The sequence below is a fragment of the Pseudomonas sp. FSO-7 genome, assembly GCF_059579345.1.
Map to the genome: position 1 here is coordinate 2,046,212 of NZ_CM184193.1, position 23,540 is coordinate 2,069,751.

Below are 23,540 nucleotides of genomic sequence, written 5' to 3' on the forward strand. Positions count from 1 at the left end.
ACCGACGAATACGCGAGCCGCCCCCATGTCCAACCTCAACCACCCGACGACGCTGCCCTTGCCCGGTGGCCGTCGCCTCGGCGCCGATGAAACCGAACGCCACCTGAGCCTGATGCTCGAAGGCGCGCCGCTGATCCGGCTGCGTCTTGTGCGCGGTCCCGAGTTGCATGTGCACTTGCAGGAAATCAACGACCGCCCGATGGGGCCGGCGCTGTGGGCGGCCTGCTATTGGCTGTTTGCCCGCGATCCCGAGTGTCAGCACCTGACCTGGCACCTGGACGAGCGTCCCGGCGAAGCCTTGCTCAGCGGTTTACTGATGGGCACCGAGCGTGCCGGCGAATACCGGTGCGAGCGCACGATGTTCTGGCAGTTGCCACAGCCATGGCTGGGGGAGTCGTTCAGCGGCAGTTACCCGCAACAGATGGTCATCACCGATGGCCGCCGCCATCCACGCCGGCCGATGAAGCCGCGTGGCGAGGTGTACCGGCGTTTCGATGCGCGGCTGGGGGCCTGGGTGTCGTTGCGCACCCTGGAAATCGAACAGGACCTGGAGCGTTTCAACCGCTGGCAGAACAGCCCGCGAGTGGCGAGCTTCTGGCAGGAGGAGGGCAGCCTGGAACAGCATCGCGAGTACCTGGGCAAGCTGCAGGCCGACCCCCGGGTCTTGACCCTGATCGGTTGCTTCGATGACCAGCCGTTCGCTTACTTCGAAGCCTATTGGGCCAAGGAGGATCGGATCGCGCCGTTCTATGAGGCCGACCACTACGATCGCGGCATTCACATGCTGGTGGGCGAAGAGCAGCACCGCGGGCCGCACAAGGTGGCGAGCTGGCTGTCGGCGCTGGTGCATTACCTGTTCCTGGACGACCCCCGTACCCAACGCGTGGTCGCCGAGCCCCGGGCCGACAATGCCCGGATGATCGGGCACCTGCACAATCAGTGCTTCCATTGCGAAAAGGAATTCGATTTCCCCCACAAGCGCGCGGCGCTGATGATCCTGGGGCGTGAGCGGTTTTTTGATCGGTGTGGGTTGATGTAAGGCCTTATGGCCTCATCGCGAGCAAGCTCGCTCCCACAGGGGATCTTCAGTGATCACGAAACTGTGGGAGCGAGCTTGCTCGCGATGAGGCCGGCAAAACCTGCGCAAGTTACCGCCGGGCGAACGTATCCCCCCGAACCCCCGACACCTTGCGGCAATGCACCAATGCATCGCGGATCATGAAGTTCACCAGGGTTGGCGAGACGCCCAGTTCCTTGGCGATGTCCTTCTGCGGCACGCCGTGCAGGCGGTACATCTCGAAGGCATAGCGGGTGCGGCTGGGCAGTTCGGTCAGCGCATCGGCGATGTGCTCCAGCGTGGAAAAGTTGATATGGGAGGTTTCTGGCGAAGCACCCTGGATCACCACGTTCAACCCTTCCTCCTCCGGCCCGGAGTATTTCTGTTCCAGCGCCTGCTTGCGGTAGTGGTCGATCGCCAGGTTGCGCACGATCTGGAACAGATAACTGAGCTGCGCCTTGAACGAGGAGGTGATCTGTGGCGCCGATTGCAGCCGGAAAAAAGCGTCCTGCACCACATCTTCCGCGCGGGACCGGCAACCGGTAATGCGCGCCGCGATCTTGACCAGGATCAGTCGGTTATCGACGAACGCCTGGAGTAACGGTGAGTCGCACCTGCTTGTGGATACTTGTTCCGTCATGGAATTCACCTTGCTGCAAAAAGTTAGCGGGACGTCCGGATGTCGGACCTGTCCTACACATCGAGCGCCAAATTAGGCTTAATGATAATGATTGTCAATTGAGAAGAAGAATTATTGATGCAATAAAGTCCAGGCTCGGCCCCGCGACCCATTGCCGCGGCGCGTGGCTGTCGGATGCTTCGCTGCAGGCTGCGGTGAGTCGGCGGCCCGACTAATTATTTGCCGGGGCTATCCGTTCCATGGGGGACAACTTGCAAGCCGAATTCAGGCAGGAAACCCCCATGACCGACGCGTTCGAACTCCCCAGCACCCTGGCTCATGCCCTCCAGCGCCGCGCCGCGCTGACGCCGGACCGGGTGGCCCTGCGCTTCCTTGCCGACACCCCGGAGCAGGGTGTGGTGTTGAGTTATCGCGACCTGGACCTGCGCGCCCGGACCATCGCCGGCGCCTTGCAGGCCGAAGCGGCACTGGGCGATCGCGCCGTGCTGCTGTTCCCCAGTGGCCCGGATTACGTCGCGGCGTTCTTTGGCTGCCTCTACGCCGGGGTGATTGCCGTGCCGGCCTATCCACCGGAGTCCGCCCGTCGCCACCATCAGGAGCGCTTGCTGTCGATCCTCAAAGACGCCGAACCGCGCCTGCTGCTGACCAGCAGCGATCTGCGCGAGCCGCTGCAAGCCATCGAATCGGCGCCGCCGGTGTTGTGCGTCGATACCCTCGACCCGGCCTGCGCCGGGCAATGGCGGATGCCGACGCTGCAGGACGATGACATTGCCTTCCTGCAATACACCTCCGGTTCCACCGCGTTGCCCAAGGGCGTGCAGGTCAGCCACGGCAACCTGGTGGCCAACGAGCTGCTGATTCGCCATGGCTTCGGCATCGACTTGAACCCCGACGACGTCATCGTCAGCTGGCTGCCGCTGTACCACGACATGGGCCTGATCGGCGGCCTGCTGCAGCCGGTGTTCAGCGGCGTCCCGTGCGTATTGATGTCCCCGGCTTATTTCCTGGCCCGACCCCTGCGTTGGCTCGAAGCGATCAGCGAGTACGGCGGCACCATCAGCGGCGGCCCGGATTTCGCCTACCGGTTGTGCAGCGAACGGGTCAGTGATTCGGCCCTGCAGCGTCTCGACCTGAGCGGCTGGCGCGTGGCCTATTCCGGCTCCGAGCCGATCCGTCTCGACACCCTGGAGCGTTTCGCCGAGAAGTTCGCCCCGTGCGGCTTTACGCCGGACAATTTCATGGCTTCCTATGGCCTGGCCGAAGCGACCTTGTTCGTCGCCGGCACGCCACGCCTTCACGGCATTCCTTCGCTGCGGGTGGATGACGCGGCGTTGGCGCAAAACCGTGCCGAGCCGGGGCAGGGCAGCGCGGTGATGAGTTGTGGTGTCAGCCAGCCCGGGCACGCGGTACTGATCGTTGAGCCCGCCACCTTGCAGCCGCTGGCCGACAATCAGGTCGGTGAAGTCTGGGCCGCCGGGCCGAGCATCGCCCTGGGCTACTGGCGCAACCCCGAAGCCAGCGCCAAGACCTTTGTCCAGCACGACGGCCAGACTTGGTTGCGCACCGGCGACCTGGGTTTTCGGCGCGGCGGCGAACTGTTCATCACCGGTCGCCTGAAAGACCTGCTGATCGTGCGTGGGCATAACCTCTATCCCCAGGACATCGAGCAAGTCATCGAGCGCGAAGTGGAGGTGGTGCGCAAGGGCCGGGTGGCGGCGTTCGCGGTCGACGACAATGGCGAGGAGGGCATCGGCATCGCTGCGGAAATCAGCCGCAGCGTGCAGAAAATCCTTTCGCCCGATGCCTTGATCAAAGTCATTCGCCAGGCCGTGGCCGAGGCCTGCCAGCAAGCCCCGAGCGTGGTGGTGTTGCTCAACCCCGGCGCGCTGCCCAAGACCTCCAGCGGCAAGTTGCAGCGCTCGGCTTGCCGCAGCCGATTGGCCGACGGCAGTTTGGACAGTTATGCCCAGTTCCCGTCCGTCGAAGTCGACATGGTTGATGAGTTTGCCACAGCCTCCGAGTTGCAAGCCCTCATTGGTCAGGTCTGGCGGGAGCAATTGCAGGTCGAGCAGGTCCAGGCCGACGATCATTTCTTCCTGCTGGGCGGCAACTCCATCGCCGCCACCCAGGTGATTGCACGATTGAGCGAAACCCTCGGGCTGGCGCTCAACCTGCGCCTGCTGTTCGAAGCCCCGACCCTGCTTGCGTTCTCGGCAGCGGTGGCGAACCAGCAGCAGGACGGCGGCCGGGCCCAGGGCGCGATCAGTGCATTGCCGCGTCACGCGCCACTGCCACAGTCGCTGGCGCAGAACCGTTTGTGGATCACCTGGCAGCTCGACCCGACGAGCCGCGCCTACAACATTCCCGGCGCCTTGCACCTGCGCGGCGAGCTGGACGAAGACGCGCTGCGTGCCAGTTTCCAGCAACTGATCGAGCGTCACGAGTCCTTGCGCACGCGGTTCCTGGAGCGGGATGGGGAGGCCTTGCAACAGGTCGATCCGGCCGGCGAATTCAAACTGCAGGTGATCGATCTCAGTGACGAACCTGCCAACCGGCGCGAAGCCCGGGCGCGGCAGGTTCGAGAAGACGAAGCGGCCACGCTGTTCGATCTGGAGAAGGGGCCGCTGTTGCGGGTCACCCTGTTGCGCCTCGACGAGGATGACCATCAACTGCTGGTGACGCTGCACCACATCATCGCCGACGGCTGGTCGATGAATGTATTGCTCGAAGAATTCTCCCGGTTGTATGCCGCCGCCTCCCAAGGCCAGGTCGCCGAGTTGGCGCCGTTGCCGTTGCAATACGCCGACTACGGCAGTTGGCAACGCCAGTGGCTCGCCGAGGGTGAGGCCGAGCGCCAACTGAGCTACTGGAAGCAGCAACTGGGCGCTGAACATTCGGCCCTGGTGCTGGGCACGGATCATCCACGCAGCGCTCAACGCCAACGCAGCGCCGCGCGGCACAGCCTGCGTCTGGACAAGGATCTCGGCGAGGCCCTGCGCCACGTGGCCCAGGCCCATGACGCGACGCCGTTCATGCTGTTGCTGGCGGCCTTCCAGGCGCTGTTGCAGCGTTACACCGGGCAATCCGACCTGCGCATCGGTGTGCCCAACGCCAACCGTCCGCGCCTGGAAACCCAGGGGCTGATTGGCTTCTTCATCAACACCCAGGTCTTGCGCGGGCAGGTCGATTCCCGTCAACCGTTCGCCGCGCTGCTGGCCCAGGCCCGGGAAGCCACGCTCGGGGCCCAGGCCCATCAGGACCTGCCGTTCGAACAACTGCTCGAAGCGTTTCCCGAAGCGCGCGAACAAGGCCTGTTCCAGGTGATGTTCAACCACCAGCAGCGTGACCTGAGTGCTTTGCGGCGCCTGCCGGGACTGCTGGCCGAGGAGCTGCCGTGGCACAGCCGTGAAGCCAAGTTCGACCTGCAATTGCACAGCGAAGAAGACCGCAACGGCCGATTGACCCTGTCGTTCGACTACGCCGACGAACTGTTCGAGACGGCGACCATCGAGCGACTGGCGGCGCATTACTGCAACCTGTTGCGGGCGGTCTGTGCCGATCCGCAGCAAGCCATCGGCGATGTGTCGCTGTTGACCGCCGATGAGCACCGCCAACAGCAGCAGTGGAGCGCCGCCCCGTGCGCGCCGGCCAGCCAGTGGTTGCCGGAGCTGTTGAACGAGCAGGCCCGCTGCACGCCGCAACGGATCGCCCTGCGCTGGGACGGCGGTCAACTCGATTATGCCGAGTTGCACGCCCAAGCCAATCGCCTGGCCCATTACCTTCGAGACAAGGGCGTTGGCCCGGACGTGTGCGTGGCGATTGCCGCCGAACGTTCGCCGCAGTTGCTCATCGGTGTGCTGGCCATCATCAAGGCCGGCGGTGCCTATGTGCCGCTGGATGCGGACTACCCGGCCGAACGTCTGGCCTACATGCTCGATGACAGCGGCGTCGACTTGCTGCTGACCCAAACCGCGCTGCTCGAACGCTTGCCGGCTTGCGAGGGTGTCAGCGTGATCGCCATGGACGCCCTGCACCTGGAACAATGGCCGAGCAACCCGCCGGGCCTGCACCTGCACGGCGATCACCTGGCCTACGTGATCTACACCTCCGGCTCCACCGGCCAGCCCAAAGGCGTCGGCAACACCCATGCCGCCCTGGCCGAGCGCCTGCAATGGATGCAAGCGACCTACGGGCTGGATGCCAGCGATGTGCTGATGCAAAAGGCCCCCATCAGCTTCGACGTGTCGGTCTGGGAATGTTTCTGGCCGCTGATCACCGGCAGCCAACTGGTCCTGGCCGGCCCCGGCGAACACCGTGACCCGCACCGCATCGCCCAGTTGGTGCAGCAGTTTGGCGTCACCACGCTGCACTTCGTACCACCGCTGTTGAGCCTGTTCATCGACGAACCGCTGAGCGCCCATTGCAGCAGCCTTCGGCGGGTCTTCTCTGGGGGCGAAGCCTTGCCGGCCGAGTTGCGCAACCGGGTGTTGGCGCAACTGCCATCGGCGCAACTGCACAATCGCTACGGCCCGACCGAAACCGCGATCAACGTCACCCATTGGCATTGCACCGAAGCCGATGGCGAGCGCTCGCCCATCGGCCGTCCCCTGGGCAACGTGCTGTGCCGGGTGCTCGACAGCGACCTCAATCCCGTGCCGGCCGGTGTCCCGGGCGAGCTGTGCATCGCTGGCCTGGGCCTGGCCCGGGGTTACCTCGGTCGTCCGGGCCTGAGCGCCGAGCGTTTCGTCGCCGACCCAATGGGGCCGGCCGGGGCGCGGTTGTACCGCACCGGTGACCGGGCACGCTGGAATGCCGATGGCGTGATCGAATACCTCGGCCGCCTCGACCAGCAGGTCAAGCTGCGCGGCTTCCGGGTCGAACCACAGGAAGTCGAAGCGCGCCTGCTGGCCCAGGATGGCGTCGCCCAAGTGGCGGTGCTGGTGCGCGACACCTCGGCCGGTCCGCAGTTGATCGGCTATTACACCGCTCCGGAGGTCGCCCACGACCAGGACGAATTGAACACCCGGCTCAAGGCCGCCCTGGCCGCCGAACTGCCGGACTACATGGTGCCCGCCCAACTGCTGCGCCTGGACGCCATGCCCCTGGGCCCGAGCGGCAAGCTCGATCGCCGCGCCTTGCCCGAGCCGCAATGGCAGGTGCGCGAGCATGTCGAGCCGGTCAGCGCCCTCGAACAGCAAATCGCCGGCATCTGGCGCGACGTGTTGGGACTGACGCGCATCGGCCTGCGGGACGATTTTTTTGCCCTCGGCGGCCATTCGCTGCTGGCGACCCAGATCATTTCCCGGACTCGCCAGGCCTGTGACGTGGAACTGCCGTTGCGGGCGCTGTTCGAGGCCAGTGAACTGGGCGCTTTCGCCGAAGAGGTGCGCTTGATCCAGGCCCGCGGCCAGACCAACCGCCAGCCGCCCATCGAGAAGGTCGACCGCAGCCAACCGGTGCCGCTGTCGTATTCCCAGCAGCGCATGTGGTTCCTCTGGCAGATGGAGCCGGACAGCCCGGCCTACAACGTCGGTGGCATGGCGCGCTTGCGCGGGGTGCTGGATGTCGGCCGCTTCGAGGCGGCCTTGCAGGCGTTGATCCTGCGCCACGAAACCCTGCGCACCACGTTCCCGAGCGTCGACGGCGTCGCCTACCAACAGGTGCACGGCGAGACGGGCCTGCGCATGGGCTGGAAGGACTTCTCGAGGCTGGCCGCCGACGTTCGACAGCAGCGGGTGCAGCAACTGGCGGACAGCGAGGCCCACCAGCCCTTCGACCTGGAAACCGGGCCGCTGCTGCGGGCTTGCCTGGTCAAGACCGCCGAGCATGAGCATTACTTTGTGCTGACGCTGCACCACATCGTTACCGAAGGTTGGGCGATGGACATTTTCGCCCGGGAACTGAGCGCGCTGTACGAAGCTTTTGTCGACGACCGCGAATCCCCGCTGGAACCGTTGCCGGTGCAGTACCTGGACTACAGCGTCTGGCAGCGCCAGTGGCTGGAGTCCGGCGAGCGTCAACGGCAACTGGACTACTGGACCGCGCAACTGGGCCGCGAACATCCGCTGCTGGAACTGCCCGGCGATCGCCCGCGTCCATCGGTGCAAAGTCATCGCGGCGAACTGTTCCGTTTCGACCTCTGTGATGAGCTGGCCGCGCGGGTCCGTGCCTTCAATGCGCAACAGGGTCTGACCCTGTTCATGACCATGACCGCCGCCCTGGCCGTGCTGCTCTATCGCTACAGCGGCCAGACCGACCTGCGCATCGGCGCGCCGGTGGCCAACCGCATCCGCCCGGAAAGCGAAGGCTTGATCGGTGCGTTCCTCAACACCCAAGTGCTGCGTTGCCAGCTCGACGGGCAGATGTCGGTGGGCGAACTGTTCGAACAGGTGCGCCACACCGTCATCGAAGGTCAGTCCCATCAGGACTTGCCGTTCGATCATCTGGTGGAAGCCCTGCAACCACCGCGCAGTGCGGCCTACAACCCGTTGTTCCAGGTGATGTGCAACGTGCAGCGCTGGGAATTCCAGCAGAGCCGCACGCTGGCCGGCATGACCGTCGAATACCTGGTCAACGACGCCCGGGCCACCAAGTTCGACCTCAACCTGGAAGTCACCGACCTGGATCAGCGCCTGGGTTGCTGCCTGACCTACAGCACCGACCTGTTCGACGAACCGCGCATCGCGCGCATGGCCGGGCACTGGTGCAATCTGCTGGAAGCGTTGCTGGTCGATCCGGCCCGGCGGCTGAGCGAGTTGCCGTTGCTGGACGCCAGCGAGCAGCAACAACTGCTCGACAGCCTGGGTGTCGAGCCCGGTGAGCATCGCCTGGACCAGTGCCTCCACGCACTGTTCGACGAACAGGCCCGGGCGCGTCCCGACGCCCCAGCCCTGACCTTCGCCGGCCAGACCCTGACGTATGCGCAACTGGACAGCCGTGCCAATCGCCTGGCCTGGAGCCTGCGCGAGCGAGGCGTTGGGCCGCAGGTGCGGGTCGGCCTGGCCCTGGAGCGCTCGCTGGAAATGGTCATCGGCCTGCTGGCGATCCTCAAGGCCGGCGGTGCCTACGTGCCGCTGGACCCGGAATACCCGCTGGACCGCTTGAGCTACATGATCGAAGACAGTGGCATCAGCCTGCTGCTCAGCGACCGGGCGATGCTCCAGGCCCTCGGTGCATTGCCTGAGGGTGTGGGGTGCTGGTGCCTGGAAGATGATTCGGCGGCCCTGGCCCGATACCCGGATCACCCGCTGCCGCTGATCAACCTGCCGCAGCACCAGGCCTACCTGATCTACACCTCCGGCTCCACCGGCAAGCCCAAGGGCGTGGTGGTGTCCCACGGTGAAATCGCCATGCATTGCCAGGCGGTGATCCGGCGCTTCGGCATGCGCCCGGACGACTGCGAGCTGCATTTCTATTCCATCAACTTCGACGCCGCCACCGAACGCCTGTTGGTGCCGTTGCTCAGTGGCGCCCACGTGGTGCTGCGGGCCCAGGGCCAGTGGGACGCCGAGGAAATCTGCGGGCTGATTCGCCAGCATCGCATCAACATCCTCGGTTTCACCCCCAGCTACGGCAGCCAGTTGGCGCAGTGGTTGGCGACCCAAGGGCAGACCTTGCCGGTGCGCATGTGCATCACCGGCGGCGAAGCCCTGACGGGCGAGCATTTGCAGCGCATTCGCGCGGCGTTCAGCCCGAGCCTGTTCTTCAACGCCTATGGCCCGACTGAAACCGTGGTCATGCCCTTGGCGAGCCTGGCCCCCGAGCACTTGGAGGAGGGCGCGGCCAGTGTGCCGATCGGTAGCGTGATTGGCGCCCGCGTGGCGTACATTCTCGACGCCGACCTGGCGTTGGTGCCGCCAGGCGCCACGGGAGAGTTGTACGTGGGCGGCGCCGGTCTGGCCCAGGGTTATCACCAGCGTCCGGGCATGACCGCCGAGCGTTTCGTCGCCGACCCGTTCGCCACCGAAGGCGGACGCTTGTATCGCACCGGCGACCTGGTGCGCCAGCGTGCCGACGGTCTGGTGGAGTACCTGGGTCGCATCGACCATCAGGTGAAAATCCGTGGTTTCCGTATCGAACTGGGGGAAATCGAAACCCGCCTGCTGGAACATGAGGCGGTGCGCGAGGCCGTGGTATTGGCCCTTGACACGCCAGGCGGCAAACAACTGGCCGGCTACCTGGTGAGCGACATCGCCAGCCAGGACGGCGAGCAACAAACGGCCCTGCGCGATGCCTTGAAAAACCACCTCAAGGCCCAGTTGCCGGACTACATGGTGCCCACGCACTTGATCCTGTTGGCGAGCATGCCGCTGACCGCCAACGGCAAGCTCGACCGCCGTGCCTTGCCGCTGCCCGATCCTGAACTCAATCGCCAACACTACGTGGCGCCGAGCAATGCCCTGGAGCAGACGCTGGCGGCGATCTGGTGCGACGTGCTGAACGTGGGGCAGGTGGGCCTTAATGACAACTTCTTCGAGCTGGGCGGCGACTCGATCCTGTCCATCCAGGTGGTCAGCCGCGCCCGGCAGCAGGGCATTCATTTCACGCCCCGGGACTTGTTCCAGCACCAGACCGTACAGACCCTGGCCGCCGTTGCCACGCGCAGCCAGCAGGTGCACGCCGAGCAGGGGCTGTTGCAGGGTGAATCCGGGCTGACGCCCATCCAGCACTGGTTCTTCGAGCGCCAGATCCCCAACCGGCATCACTGGAACCAGGCGCTGGTGCTGGCGCCGGCCACGGCCCTGGCGCCGCAACCGCTGGAACAGGCGCTGCGCAGCGTCTTCCAGCACCACGATGCCTTGCGCCTGGGCTTTGATGACAGCGCCGGGCATTGGCGCGCCGAGCACCAGCCGTTATCTGACGCGGCGCTGTTGCAGCACGTGTCCGTGGACACCGCGCAGGATTGCGAAGCGTTGTTTGCCGAGACGCAGAGCCGTTTCAATCTATCAACCGGGCCATTGCTGCGCGCAGTGCTGGCGCAGTTGCCCGACGGCCAGCAACGGTTGCTGATCGTCATCCATCACCTGGTGGTCGACGGTGTGTCGTGGCGGGTGCTGATGGACGATTTGCAAACCGTCTACCGCCAGCTCACCACCGGGCAGGAAGCGCAACTGCCGGCCAAGACCAGCCCATTGCGCGACTGGGCCGCGCGCTTGCAGGCTTACGCCGGCAGCGAATCCCTGCGCGAAGAACTGGGGTGGTGGCAAGCGCAGTTGAGTGGCGCTCAGGTGCAACTGCCGTGCGCGAATCCCGAGGGTGGGCTGCAGGAACGTCATGCTGAAACCGTCAGCGTGCGCCTGGACGCCGAGCGCACCCGGCAACTGCTGCAACAGGCGCCGAGTGCCTATCGCACCCAGGTCAATGACCTGCTGCTCACGGCGCTGGCCCGGGTGCTGTGCCGTTGGAGTGGCCATGATTCGGCCCTGGTCCAGCTTGAAGGCCATGGCCGTGAAGCGCTGTTCGACGACCTCGACCTGACCCGCACCGTGGGCTGGTTCACCAGCGTCTATCCTGTGCGCCTGAGTCCAGCGGCCGAAGATTTCAGTGTCTCGATCAAGAGCATCAAGGAGCAACTGCGCGCGGTGCCCCACAAGGGCCTCGGCCATGGCGTGCTGCGTTACCTGGCCGACGCGGCAACTCGCGAGGCGATGGCCGGCCTGCCGCACGCGGCGATCACCTTCAACTACCTGGGCCAGCTCGACCAGACCCTCGGCCAGGATGCGCTGTTTCAGCCCCTGGATGCGCCGTTGGGGGCGATCCATGATCCCGATGCGCCGTTGCCCAACGAACTGAGCGTCGACAGCCAGGTCAGCGGCGGCGAGCTGGTGCTGCGCTGGACCTTCAGCGCCCAGCGTCATGACCGACAGGCCATCGCCACGCTGGCCGAGGCCTACCTCGATGAGTTGCAGCGCCTGATCGAACACTGCCTGACGGACGCGGCGGGCGGTCTGACGCCATCGGACTTCCCGCTGGCGAAGTTGACCCAGGGCCAGCTCGACAGCCTGCCCGTGCCGGCCGCGCAGATCGAAGACGTCTACCCGCTGACGCCGATGCAGGAAGGCATGCTGCTGCATACCCTGCTGGAGCCGGGCACCGGCCTGTACTACATGCAGGATCGCTACCGCATCAACAGCGAACTGGACCCGCAGCGGTTTGCCCAGGCCTGGCAGGCGGTCATCGCCCGCCACGAAGCCTTGCGTGCCTCGTTCTGCTGGAACGTCGGCGAAGACATGCTGCAAATCATCCACAAGCCCGGCCGCACACCGGTGGATTACCTCGACTGGTCCGAGGTGCCGGAAGACGCCCAGGAAGCCAGGCTCCAGGCCCTGCTCAAGGATGAACGCGAGGCCGGTTTCGATCTGTTGAACCAGGCGCCGTTCCACTTGCGGCTGATCCGGGTCGGCGCGGCGCGCTACTGGTTCATGATGAGTAACCACCACATCCTCATCGATGCCTGGTGCCGTTCGCTGTTGATGGACGACTTCTTCGAGCTCTACACCGCCCTGGGTGAGCAGCGCGAGCCGCAGTTGGCCGTGCCGCCGCGCTATCGCGACTACATCGGCTGGCTGCAACACCAGAGCCTGGACGACGCCCGGCAGTGGTGGAAGCGCAACCTGCAAGGCTTCGAGCGGACCACGCCGATCCCTGGCGACCGGCCGTTCCTGCGCGAGCACGCCGGTGACAGCGGCGGCATGATCGTCGGCGACTGCTACACCCGTCTCGATGCCCGGGACGGTGCGCGGCTGCGGGAACTGGCCCAGGCCCACCAACTGACGGTCAACACCTTCGCCCAGGCGGCGTGGGCCCTGGTACTGCGCCGAGTCAGCGGCGACCGCGACGTGTTGTTCGGCGTCACCGTGGCCGGGCGCCCGGTGGAACTGCCGCAGATGCAACGCACCGTGGGGCTGTTCATCAACAGCATCGCCTTGCGCGTGCAAATGCCCGAGGACCATCAGCGTTATAGCGTGCGCCAGTGGCTCAGCGATTTGCTGGACCGCAACATGCAACTGCGCGAGTACGAATACCTGCCGCTGGTGAGCATCCAGGAAGTCAGCGAACTGCCCAAGGGCCAGCCGCTGTTCGACAGCCTGTTCGTGTTCGAGAACGCGCCGGTGGAAGTCTCGGTGCTGGACCGCGCCCAAAGCCTCAATGCCACCTCCGACTCGGGCCGCACCCACACCAACTTCCCGTTGACGGCGGTCTGCTATCCAGGGGATGACCTGGGGCTGCACCTCTCGTATGACCAGCGTTACTTCGATGAAAGCACCGTCCAGGGACTGTTGGGCGAGTTCAAGCGGTTGCTGCTGGCGCTGATGGAGGGCTTGCACGGTGAGATGAGCGAGCTGCCACTGATCGGTGTCCAAGAGCAGGACTTCCTGATCGAAGGCTGCAACCAGAGCGAGCATGCCTATCCACTGGAGCAAAGCTACGTCGAGCTGTTCGAGGCGCGGGTCGCGGCCCATCCGCAACGGCTGGCGGTCAGTGGCCTGGACACGAGCTACAGCTACGCCGAGTTGAATGCCCGCAGCAACCGCCTCGGTCACGCCTTGATCGCGGCCGGCGTGGGCCTGGATCAGCCGGTGGCGCTGCTGGCCGAACGGGATGCGCCACTGCTGGGCATGATCATCGGCAGCTTCAAGGCCGGTGCCGGCTACTTGCCGCTGGATCCGGGCCTGCCGAGCCAGCGCCTGAGCCGTATCATCGAACTGAGCCGCACGCCGCTGTTGGTCTGCACCCAGGCCTGTCATGCCCAGGCGCTGGCGCTGCTGGAGGAGTTCGCCTGTGCCGGGCGGCCGAAGTTGCTGGTGTGGGAAACCATCCAGGCCAGCGTTGTGTCGCAGGAAAACCCCGGCATCTACAGCGGGCCGGACAACCTCGCCTACGTGATCTACACCTCCGGCTCCACCGGCCTGCCCAAAGGCGTGATGGTGGAGCAGCGGGGCATGCTCAACAACCAGCTCAGCAAAGTGCCGTACCTGGCGCTGAGCGAGGCGGATGTGATCGCCCAAACGGCTTCCCAGAGCTTCGATATTTCGGTCTGGCAGTTCCTGGCCGCGCCGTTGTTCGGCGCCCGGGTGGACATCGTGCCCAACGCCATTGCGCACGACCCGCAAGGGCTGCTGGAGCATGTGCAGCAGCAGGGCATTACCGTGCTGGAAAGCGTGCCATCGCTGATCCAGGGCATGCTCGCCCAGGACCGCATCGGCCTGGACGGCCTGCGCTGGATGCTGCCCACCGGCGAAGCGATGCCGCCGGAGCTGGCTCATCAATGGCTGTTGCGCTACCCGGATATCGGCCTGGTGAACGCCTACGGTCCGGCGGAATGCTCCGATGACGTAGCGTTTTTCCGGGTCGACATGGCCTCGACCCGTGGCACTTACCTACCGATTGGCACGCCCACCGATAACAACCGTTTGTACCTGCTCGACGGCGCGCTGGACCTGGTACCGCTCGGCGCGGTGGGCGAGTTGTGCGTGGCGGGCACGGGGGTTGGACGCGGTTATGTCAGCGATCCGCTGCGCACCGCCCCGGTCTTTGTGCCGAACCCGTTCGGGGCGCCGGGAGAGCGGCTGTACCGCAGCGGCGACCTGGCACGGCGGCGCAGCGACGGGGTGTTGGAGTACGTCGGGCGCATCGACCATCAGGTGAAAATCCGCGGCTACCGCATCGAGCTGGGGGAAATCGAAGCGCGCTTGCATGAACAGCCGGAAGTGCGCGATGGGGCGGTGGGCGTGCAGGAAGGCGCCAATGGCAAGCATCTGGTGGGCTACCTGGTGGCCGCCGACTCGGCACTGAAACCCGCCGAACGCCTGGAGCGCATCAAGCAGCGCCTGCGGGCCGAACTGCCGGAATACATGGTGCCGCTGCACTGGTTGTGGCTCGACCGCCTGCCCCTCAACGCCAATGGCAAACTCGACCGCAAGGCCTTGCCGGCCCTGGAGATCGGCCAGTTGCAAAGCCAGGACTATCAGGCACCCGGTAATGACCTGGAGCAGACCCTGGCAGACATCTGGGCCCAGGTGCTGAAAGTCGAGCGGGTGGGGGTGCGGGACAACTTCTTCGAACTGGGCGGCCATTCCTTGCTGGCGACGCAAATCGCCTCGCGGGTGCAAAAGGCCCTGCAACGCAACGTGCCGCTGCGGGCGATGTTCGAGTGCAGCACGGTGCAGGAACTGGCCGACTACATCGATGGGCTGGCGGCCAGTGAGATCACTGAAGAGAAAGTGGATCGGTTGAATGATTTGATGGCGGAACTGGAAGGATTGTAGTTTTGCGGCGTCTATAGAGGCCTCATCGCGAGCAAGCTCGCTCCCACAGGGGATTTGTGTTCACCGCGAATCCAGTGTGGGAGCGAGCTTGCTCGCGATGGCGTCAGTAGTAACACCCCAAAGCCCAAGGTTGACGCTTGCCCCGACACAGCTCAGTCTTCCAAGGCTTTTTTCCAGACTCAAACAAGGAGGTCTCCCATGCCCTTTGCAACGATCGACGGACAACCGCTTCACTACCTGGACCAAGGCCAGGGCCCGGTGGTGCTGCTGGGCAGCAGCTACCTGTGGGACCACTCCATGTGGGCGCCGCAGATCGAGGTGCTATCCCGGCATTACCGGGTCATCGCCCTGGACTTGTGGGGCCACGGCCAGTCCGGGCCGTTGCCCGAAGGCATGACCTCCCTGGACGACCTGGCTCGCCAGGCATTGACGTTGATGGATCACCTGGACATCGACTGCTTCCACCTGGTGGGGCTTTCGGTGGGCGGGATGTGGGGCGCTCGGCTGGCGCTGGCGGCACCTGAGCGCGTGCAGTCGCTGGTATTGATGGACACCTACGTCGGCGTCGAGCCGGAGCCGACCCGGCTTTATTATTTTTCACTGTTCGACAAGATCGAGGCCATCGGCAGCATTCCCGAGCCGTTGCTGGACATCGTCGTGCCGATCTTTTTCCGGCCGGGTATCGATCCGCAGTCGGCGCTCTATCAACAGTTCCGCGCCACATTGGCCGCGCTGCCGACCGATCGCCTGCGCGACAGCATCGTGCCGCTGGGGCGGATCATTTTCGGTCGGGACGACATCCTGCCGCGCCTGCATGCCCTGGATGCCAAACGTACAGTGGTGATGTGCGGCGACCAGGACAAGCCACGTCCACCGTCCGAGGCATTGGAAATGGCCGAGTTGATCGGGTGTGCCCGTGTGTTGATTCCGGAGGCGGGGCATATCTCCAACCTGGAGAATCCGCCATTCGTGAACGAGGCGTTGCTGGAGTTCCTGCGTCGCTGACCGTTGTCATCGCGTGCAGGGATTTTGTGACCGATGCAAATCCACTGTGGGAGCGAGCTTGCTCGCGATAGCGGTATGTCAGTCACCTCAATGCTGACTGATCTGCCGCAATCGCGAGCAAGCTCGCTCCCACAGGGGGGCTGCAGTGGCGGTCTGGCGGTCGGTCACTTCGGCCCGAGAATCTTCACCAGCTTGTCCGGCGACGGCGCGCCTTGCTGCTGTTGCAGGTCGCCTTTTTCATCCAGGTAGAAAATCGCCGGGGTGGCGGACAGTTCCAGTTCGTCCATCAACTGTTGGTTGGCGTCCAGTTTCGCCTGGATGGCGGGCGGTATGTCCTTGAGCGGTTTGAGCGGGCTGCCCTTGCCGGCCTTTTCATGCTCGGCCAGGGTTTTTTCCGGGTCCTTGGCGGCCAGCAAGGCGGCGGATTTACCCGGGCTGTCTTCGCGGATGATGCCCACCATGATGTGGCGCAACTGCACCTTACCGGCCTTGACCCAAGGCCGGGCCTGTTCCCAGAACATGTTGCAGTACGGGCAGTTCGGGTCGCTGAACAGGTACACCGTGCGCGGTGCGTCCTTGTTGCCGTCGGCGATCCAATGGCTTGCTTCCATCTTCGCCCAGATGGCTTTGGCCATCGGTGCATAGACCAGTTTTTGCAGCGGCTCGGCGCTCAGGTCCTTGCCGTCGGCGTCGTACAGGTTGCCCAGCAGGACATGCTGCCCATCCGGGGTCAGGTACAGCGCCATGCCACGGTTCTGGTATTGCGCCGCGTAACCGCGCAAGCCGTCCGGGGCCTCGAACGTGCCGACGATTTTCGCGCCCTTGGCTTCGATCTTCTTGATGGCCGCAGGCAATTCTTCGGCCTGGAGCAGTGGTGCCTGCGACAGTGCGGCGACAACGGCCAGGGTCAGCAGGTGGCGGAGGCGGGGCATGGCGGTTTCCTTGTGGCGGAGTGGGGCGTCGTGGACGAGTCCGGCGTTTCGAAGTTTTCCAGGGCGCGGGCCAGGCTCGCTTCCGACAATTCGCCCAGGTGGCTGCCCAGCAGTCGGCCGTCGGCGCTGTAGAACAGGGTGGTCGGCAGGGCCATGGAACCCACGGCCTGGCCGAGGCGGCCGCTGCCATCGAACAACACGTTGGTCAGGCTCAGGCCCTGGGTGGCCAGGTAGGTGCTGACGCTTTGCATGCTTTCGGCCTGGTTGACGAACAGGAAGGTCAGGTCCGGACGCTGTTGCTGGGCTTCTTCGAGCACCGGCATTTCACGCCGGCAGGGCGGACACCAGGTGGCCCAGAGGTTGATCACCAGCGGGCCGCCCTGGTAGTCGGTGAGCTTCACGGTCTGGCCGTCGGCGGTGCGCAGGGTGATGTCCGGCAGTCGGGTGCCTTGTTCATAAATCGTCAGCGACAGGGTCGCCACCAGCCAGAACAGCAAGCCGCTGCCGACGCCTGCGCCCAGCGGTCGGCGCAGGGCCGGGCGGTGCCGGGCCCACAACAAGGCGCCGATCAGCAGCGCCACAATCCCCGGCCAGGCGAGGAAGCCGCCGTCGCGCAGGTCGACGATCTGCCACGGGTCGTCCCGGTAATGTTGCCAATAGGCGACGACGAAGCCGATCCGTGCGGCCAACAGTCCCAGTAGAAACAGCACGAACAGCACCGACTCGGGGTTCTCGCCACCGCGCTTGGCCACTCGCCAGCCGACGAAGGTCGCCAAGGCCAGGGCGCTGATCAGCAACAGATGGTTAAGGGCGATGGCAAAGGTGCCCAGGGTGAACGTCAGCATCAGCGCGCGTCCCGGGTGAGGTTCCAGCGCTCCAGGAACGCCTTGGCGTCGACTTCCCCGGTGATCCGCTGGCTGCGGCGCTCTTCACCGTCGGCACCGACCCATAGCAGGCTCGGCGGCCCCGGCACCTGGTAACGGCTCAGCAGTTCGCGGCTGGCGGGGCTGTCGGCGGTGACGTCCACGCGCAGCAGGCGCACGCCGCTCAGGGCGTCCAGCACCTCGGCGCGGCCGAATACCTGTTTTTCCATGATCTTGCAGGACACACACCAGTCGGCGTAATAGTCCAATAGCACCCACTGGCCCTGGGCCTTGGCGGCGTCCAGTTCCCGTTGCAGGGCGGCGGGCTCGCTGACGGTGACGAATGTGTCGTGGGCGCTGACGCTCGCGCTGCCCTTGTTGCCGGCGTAGACCTTCAGGGGTTGGAAGAGATCATCGCCACCGCCCGCTGCGCCAATCACCAGCAGGCTGCCCCACAGGCCGAACAGCAACGAAGCGCTCCCGCACAGGTAGGCCATGCGGCCGAAGCCTTCGGTCTGGCGCCAGGCGCTGTAGGCGGCAATCAACAACAGCACACCCCAGAGGCCGATCCACAGCGAGCCGTCGATGATCGGGCGAATCATCAGCAGCGCGGTGCCCAGGAACAGGAAGCCGAACACGCCCTTGAGCAGGTTCATCCAGGCGCCGGGCTTGGGCAGGAAGCGGTTGCCCACGGTCACCAGCAACAACAGGGGCAGGCCCATGCCGATGCCCATGGTGAACAGGATCAACCCGCCGTGCAACGCATTGCCGCTCTGGGCGATATACAGCAGGGCGCCGGCCAGCGGGGCGGTCATGCACGGGCCCACCAACAGGCCGGACAGGGCGCCGAGCACGCCGGCACCCACCAGGCTGCCACCGCGCCGCTGGCGTCCGGCGTTCTCCAGGCGGTCACGCAGCGCTGCCGGCAATTGCAATTCGAAGAAGCCGAACATCGGCAGCGCCAGCAACACGAACACGGCCGCGAAGCTGCCCAGCAGCCACGGTTGTTGCAGCAGTGCCTGGAGGTTGGCCCCCAGCAGCGCGGCGAGCACGCCCATGGCCGCATACACCAGGGCCATGCTGATTACGTAGCTGCCGGCCAAGGCCAGGCCGCGTCTCGGCCCGGCGCCGCTGCCCACCACCAGCCCGGCCAAAATCGGCAACATGGGCAGCGAGCAGGGGGTGAACGCCAGCAGCAGGCCCAGGCCGAAGAACACCAGCAGGCTCCAGCCCAAGGCCCGTTGCTGCAGGCCGCTGGCCAGGGCCTGGTCAGGCGCCTCGCCGGTGGCCACCACCGGTGCGCTGCCGCCCAGATCGACCACCTGGGTCTGGGGTGGATAGCACAGGCCGGCGTCGGCACAGCCCTGGAAGCCCACCTTGATCTTGCCCGTGGCCCCGGCGGGTACCTTCAGTTCCAGCGCCTGGCGATAGACTTGCTGGTCGCCGAAAAACTCGTCGCTGTGGGCCTCGCCCTCCGGCAGCGTGGGTTTTTGCGCCTCGGCCAGGCCATCGAACTTGAGCCGTTGCTTATACAGGTAGTACCCATCGGCGATCTGCCAGAACAGCTGCGTCTCGCCGGAGTCCAGGCGTTCGGAGGTCAACACGAACGCCTTTTCCACCGGCAGGAAATCGGGTTTGGTTTCGAAGGGATTGGCGGCCTGGGCCAGGCCCGAGATCAGGAACAGCCACAGCAAAAACAATCGACGCATGGATAAAGCCTTAGAACGAAGCGAGTGGAAACACAATGGCGACTGGCGATTAACCGTCGATTAACCCGACGACGACCGGCAGGCCGCAATGATCGCCCATGTTTGCCGTACTCGTCGCATAATGTCGGCTTAATCGGCCAGCGGCCTAATGTACCTTTTTCCACGGGGCTTACCATGCGCGTACTGGTCTGCGAAGACGATGAGTTGATTGCCAGCGGGATCGTTGCCGGCCTCACGGCGCAGGGCCTGACGGTCGAGCACGTGGCCACCGCATCGGCGGCGCGGGCGATGGTCGGCGTGGCGGAGTTCGATGTCATGGTGCTGGACCTGGGATTGCCCGATGAGGACGGTCTCAAGCTGCTCCGGCAACTGCGCCAGCAGGGGCTGGAGACGCCGGTGCTGATCCTCACCGCCCGTGACTCGGTGACCGACCGTGTTGACGGCTTGCAGGCAGGCGCCGACGACTATCTGCTCAAACCCTTCGACCTGCGCGAGCTTGCGGCGCGCCTGCATACGTTGCTGCGGCGCGTGGCGGGGCGCAGCGTCAACCTGATCGAGCACGGTCGCCTGACCTACGACCCCAGCAGCCGGGAAACCACCCTGGACGGCCAGCCGGTGGATCTGTCCCGGCGCGAACAATCGCTGTTGCAGGCGCTCTTGCACAGTCGCGGCCGGGTGCTGTCCAGCGAGCAACTCAAGGACAGCGTCTACGGGTTCAACGACGAACTGGAAAGCAACGCCCTCAACGTCCATATCCATCACCTGCGGCGCAAGCTGGGTAACGGCATTGTCGAGACCGTGCGTGGCCTGGGTTATCGCCTGGGGCCGGCCGACGGCGGAGAAACTTCCAAGTGATGAGCCTGCGACTGCGCCTGAGCCTGACCCTCGGCGCTGCCTTTGCCCTGATCTGGGCCCTGGCCGCGGCGTGGATGCTCAGCGACCTGCGCAACCAGATGATGTTTTCCCTCGACCAGCGCCTGGTGGCCTCGGCGCGGATGGTCGCCGGGTTGCTGGAGCAGATGCCGCCGTTGCCCAGCAAGGGCGACGGCACGCATTTGAGCTCCGAGCAATTGAGCATTCCCGGCGGCATGGCCTGCCAGGTCAGCTCCTTGCGCGGGGAGATTCTGGCGCGCAGCCACGGCACCCCGGAACAGGCCTTGGAAGCCGAGAAGATGGGCTTTCATGACCAGATGATCGACGGTGCGCCCTGGCGCAGCTTTACCCTGGCCCGAGGCGACTTGCGCATTACCACCGCCGACCGCCAGATCGAGCGCGAAGCCCTGAACATGTCGATACTGCTGGCCGCCTCGGTGCCGGTGGGCGTGGCGTTGCTCGGTTGCCTGTGCCTGTTGTGGCTGGGCATCGGCCAGGGTCTGGCGCCGCTCAACCGCATGCGCGATGCGCTGATGAGGCGCAATGCCGACTCCCTGGAGCCCTTGCAGATCCATCCGCTGCCCAGCGAGTTGCGACCCTTGCTGGAGACCCAGAACCAGTTGTTCCAGCGCATCGGCAAGACCATCGAGCGCGAGCGACGGCTGACCGGCGACGCCGCCCACGAGCTGCGCAGCCCATTGACCGCCATCAAGACGCACCTGCAAGTGGCGCGCATGACCGAGGGCGCCGCCCGCGACCAATCCCTGGCCCGGGCCGAGGAGGGCGCCGACCGCATGCATCGCACCCTCGAACAGTTGCTGCTGCTGGCGCGGGTCGAAGGCAGTCTGTCGTTCGACGATGGCGAGCACTGCAACGCCGAGCAGGTCGCGCGACTGGCGATCCAGGACGCGGCCAGCAGTGAGTCCCGGCGAATCAAATTGCACTTGGCCCCAGGGCTGTCCGACGCACCGGTGCAGATGCCGGCGGTGCTCTCCATCGCTGCCCTGCGCAATCTGCTGGATAACGCCCTGCGCCATACCCCGGACGATACCGATGTGGAGCTGAGCCTGGAAATGATTGGCCAGCGCGTGCGTTTCCAGGTCCGCGACCATGGCCCGGGCATCGCCGCCGACGACATCCAACACTTGACCCAACGCTTCTGGCGCAACGGCCAGAGCACCGGCTGCGGGCTGGGGCTGGCGATTGTCCAGGCCATCGTCCAGCGTTGCGGCTGCGGTTTGCATTTCGACAGTCGTCCGGATGGGTTGCGGGTCGAATTGACGATGCCGGTGCAGGCAACCGCTGTTAAGTGAGTGATTCCGTGGCGAGGGAGCAAGCTCCCTCGCCACAATGACCCAAGGTTAGGCCCCAAGAGCATGCGGTGTCGGCCAGGCGCTGGTACGGGGCATCGAGGTGTGGCTGCGCGGGCGCGGGGTGGTCCGGGTTCATCTCAACAGCACCCTTAGCAGCCAGGCGTTCTATCGACACCTGGGGTTCGAGCAAAGCGCCGACGCCTTCGCCATCGGCGGGGTCAAGGCCATTGCGATGCACAAGCCACTGATCGCGCCACAGGAGAAAGTGCTGCCCGCGAGTAAATCCCCCCGTGGCTGATGCGTTTCCACAACAGGAAACCTGCATGTGCGCCCCGACCGGATGCGCACCTGCCCGGTGTGCCGTTCAGGTCACTACGTATTGCGGGGTCGAGAAATGTCAGTCGCCAATAGCCTTATCGAAGCACAGCCGGCCCGGGTCAGCCCGGTGCCGGCCGAGACGCTCTACCAGTTCAATGAGTCGCCGCTGCTGGCTCGCCAGAGTCGGCAGGAGTCCAATGCCCGCAGCTATCCACGGCGGATCCCCCTGGCCCTCAAGCGCGCCAAGGGGTTGTATGTCGAGGACGTCGAGGGCCGCACCTTCATCGATTGCCTGGCCGGTGCCGGCACACTGGCGCTGGGGCATAACCACCCGGTGGTGATCGACGCGATCCAGCAGGTGCTGGCCGATGAGCTGCCGTTGCACACCCTGGACCTGACCACACCGGTCAAGGACCGCTTCGTCCAGGACCTGTTCGGCCTGTTGCCGACGGCGTTGGCCGCCGAGGCGAAGATCCAGTTCTGCGGCCCTACCGGCACCGACGCGGTGGAAGCCGCCCTCAAGCTGGTGCGTACCGCCACCGGACGCAGCACCGTGCTGTCGTTCCAGGGCGGTTATCACGGCATGAGCCAAGGGGCATTGAGCCTGATGGGCAGCCTGGGGCCGAAGAAACCCTTGGGCGCCTTGCTCAGCAGCGGCGTGCAGTTCATGCCATACCCCTACGATTACCGCTGCCCGTTCGGGCTGGGCGGTGTCGAGGGCGTCAAGGCCAACCTGCATTACCTGGAAAACCTGCTGAACGACCCGGAGGCTGGCGTGCAACTGCCGGCGGCGGTCATCGTCGAAGTGGTGCAGGGCGAGGGCGGGGTCATTCCCGCTGACCTGGACTGGCTGCGCGGCTTGCGGCGGATCACCGAGCAGGCAGGGGTGGCGTTGATCGTCGACGAAATCCAGAGCGGCTTCGGCCGTACCGGCAAAATGTTTGCCTTCGAGCATGCCGGGATCATCCCGGACGTGGTGGTATTGTCCAAGGCCATCGGCGGCAGCCTGCCGCTGGCGGTGGTGGTTTACCGCGATTGGCTCGACACCTGGTTGCCGGGCGCTCACGCCGGGACCTTCCGTGGCAATCAGATGGCCATGGCCGCCGGCTCCGCGGTCATGCGCTACCTGCGTGAGCATGACCTGCCGGCCCACGCCGCCGCCATGGGCGAACGCCTGAGCGAGCACCTGCGCATCCTGCAGCGGGACTTCCCGCAACTGGGCGATATCCGCGGTCGCGGGCTGATGCTTGGCGTTGAATTGGTGGACCCGGCGGGCAAGCCGGATGCCCTGGGTCATCCACCGGTGCATGCACAACTGGCGCCACGGTTGCAACGCGAATGCCTCAAGCGTGGGCTGATCCTGGAGCTGGGCGGTCGGCAGGGCGGTGTGGTGCGGTTCCTGCCACCGTTGATCATCACCCGGGCGGAAATCGACCGGGTCGCCGAGATTTTCGGGCGCGCCTTGCATGCGGCGGTCACCGACAGCTAATTTTCACTCGGCCCCGTACGTTCCTTTCATATCCTGGCTGCGTATGCGACGCAGCGAACCTCGAGCAAAGATG

10 protein-coding genes and 1 pseudogene are annotated in these 23,540 nt (G+C 65.3%); 7 read left to right on the plus strand and 4 right to left on the minus strand.

Annotated features, from left to right (window positions below; all coding sequences use genetic code 11):
- Positions 1–25 precede the first annotated feature (25 nt).
- Entirely contained in the window at positions 26–1,039 is a 1,014-nt protein-coding gene (locus tag AC515T_RS09045) for a GNAT family N-acetyltransferase (RefSeq protein WP_496532197.1), read from the plus strand.
- Between the two features lie 109 nt (positions 1,040–1,148).
- Here AC515T_RS09045 and AC515T_RS09050 read toward each other — a convergent pair whose 3' ends face one another.
- The gene (locus AC515T_RS09050; protein ID WP_024619408.1) at positions 1,149–1,697 is read right to left on the minus strand and encodes an RNA polymerase factor sigma-70; all 549 of its coding nucleotides are present in this window, start codon (positions 1,695–1,697) and stop codon (positions 1,149–1,151) included.
- 281 nt (positions 1,698–1,978) lie between these two features.
- Between AC515T_RS09050 and AC515T_RS09055 the strand changes: the two genes are divergently transcribed.
- Complete coding sequence (locus AC515T_RS09055; RefSeq protein WP_496532198.1) at positions 1,979–14,965, plus strand: non-ribosomal peptide synthetase; 12,987 nt, start codon at positions 1,979–1,981, stop codon at positions 14,963–14,965.
- A gap of 198 nt (positions 14,966–15,163) precedes the next feature.
- A complete protein-coding gene (locus tag AC515T_RS09060; RefSeq protein WP_496532199.1) occupies positions 15,164–15,970 on the plus strand; it encodes an alpha/beta fold hydrolase in 807 nt (268 codons plus the stop codon).
- Between the two features lie 164 nt (positions 15,971–16,134).
- Here the strand turns inward: AC515T_RS09060 and dsbG are convergent, their stop codons facing one another.
- Genes dsbG through dsbD form a run of 3 tightly spaced genes read right to left on the minus strand, consistent with a single transcriptional unit; the run spans position 16,135 to position 19,474 of the window.
- The gene (gene dsbG / locus AC515T_RS09065; RefSeq protein ID WP_496532200.1) at positions 16,135–16,902 is read right to left on the minus strand and encodes a thiol:disulfide interchange protein DsbG; all 768 of its coding nucleotides are present in this window, start codon (positions 16,900–16,902) and stop codon (positions 16,135–16,137) included.
- Positions 16,878–17,747: a TlpA family protein disulfide reductase gene (locus tag AC515T_RS09070; RefSeq protein ID WP_496532201.1), complete on the minus strand. Its 870-nt coding sequence runs from the start codon at positions 17,745–17,747 to the stop codon at positions 16,878–16,880. Before AC515T_RS09070 ends, dsbG begins: the two co-directional genes overlap by 25 nt.
- Entirely contained in the window at positions 17,747–19,474 is a 1,728-nt protein-coding gene (gene dsbD, locus AC515T_RS09075) for a protein-disulfide reductase DsbD (RefSeq protein ID WP_496532202.1), read from the minus strand. Before dsbD ends, AC515T_RS09070 begins: the two co-directional genes overlap by 1 nt.
- A gap of 174 nt (positions 19,475–19,648) precedes the next feature.
- Between dsbD and AC515T_RS09080 the strand changes: the two genes are divergently transcribed.
- The 4 genes and pseudogenes from AC515T_RS09080 to AC515T_RS09095 all read left to right on the plus strand — a co-directional run bounded on the left by AC515T_RS09080 (position 19,649) and on the right by AC515T_RS09095 (position 23,467).
- Positions 19,649–20,329 (plus strand): response regulator, encoded by a 681-nt coding sequence (locus tag AC515T_RS09080; RefSeq protein WP_496532203.1) that lies wholly within the window; start codon positions 19,649–19,651, stop codon positions 20,327–20,329.
- Positions 20,326–21,660: an ATP-binding protein gene (locus AC515T_RS09085; RefSeq protein ID WP_496532204.1), complete on the plus strand. Its 1,335-nt coding sequence runs from the start codon at positions 20,326–20,328 to the stop codon at positions 21,658–21,660. The genes AC515T_RS09080 and AC515T_RS09085 overlap by 4 nt, the downstream gene beginning before the upstream one ends.
- A gap of 73 nt (positions 21,661–21,733) precedes the next feature.
- Positions 21,734–21,958, plus strand: a pseudogene (locus tag AC515T_RS09090) (GNAT family N-acetyltransferase); the annotation flags it as partial.
- 96 nt (positions 21,959–22,054) lie between these two features.
- Entirely contained in the window at positions 22,055–23,467 is a 1,413-nt protein-coding gene (locus tag AC515T_RS09095) for an aspartate aminotransferase family protein (protein ID WP_496532205.1), read from the plus strand.
- The last annotated feature ends 73 nt before the right edge of the window (positions 23,468–23,540 follow it).

Excerpts from the sequence above, each read along its gene's own strand:
- AC515T_RS09045 (WP_496532197.1), top strand. The coding sequence starts at position 26 with ATGTCCAACCTCAACCACCCGACGACGCTGCCCTTGCCCGGTGGCCGT.
- AC515T_RS09050 (WP_024619408.1), bottom strand. The coding sequence starts at position 1,697 with ATGACGGAACAAGTATCCACAAGCAGGTGCGACTCACCGTTACTCCAG.
- AC515T_RS09055 (WP_496532198.1), top strand. The coding sequence starts at position 1,979 with ATGACCGACGCGTTCGAACTCCCCAGCACCCTGGCTCATGCCCTCCAG.
- AC515T_RS09060 (WP_496532199.1), top strand. The coding sequence starts at position 15,164 with ATGCCCTTTGCAACGATCGACGGACAACCGCTTCACTACCTGGACCAA.
- dsbG (WP_496532200.1), bottom strand. The coding sequence starts at position 16,902 with ATGCCCCGCCTCCGCCACCTGCTGACCCTGGCCGTTGTCGCCGCACTG.
- AC515T_RS09070 (WP_496532201.1), bottom strand. The coding sequence starts at position 17,747 with ATGCTGACGTTCACCCTGGGCACCTTTGCCATCGCCCTTAACCATCTG.
- dsbD (WP_496532202.1), bottom strand. The coding sequence starts at position 19,474 with ATGCGTCGATTGTTTTTGCTGTGGCTGTTCCTGATCTCGGGCCTGGCC.
- AC515T_RS09080 (WP_496532203.1), top strand. The coding sequence starts at position 19,649 with ATGCGCGTACTGGTCTGCGAAGACGATGAGTTGATTGCCAGCGGGATC.
- AC515T_RS09095 (WP_496532205.1), top strand. The coding sequence starts at position 22,055 with ATGTCAGTCGCCAATAGCCTTATCGAAGCACAGCCGGCCCGGGTCAGC.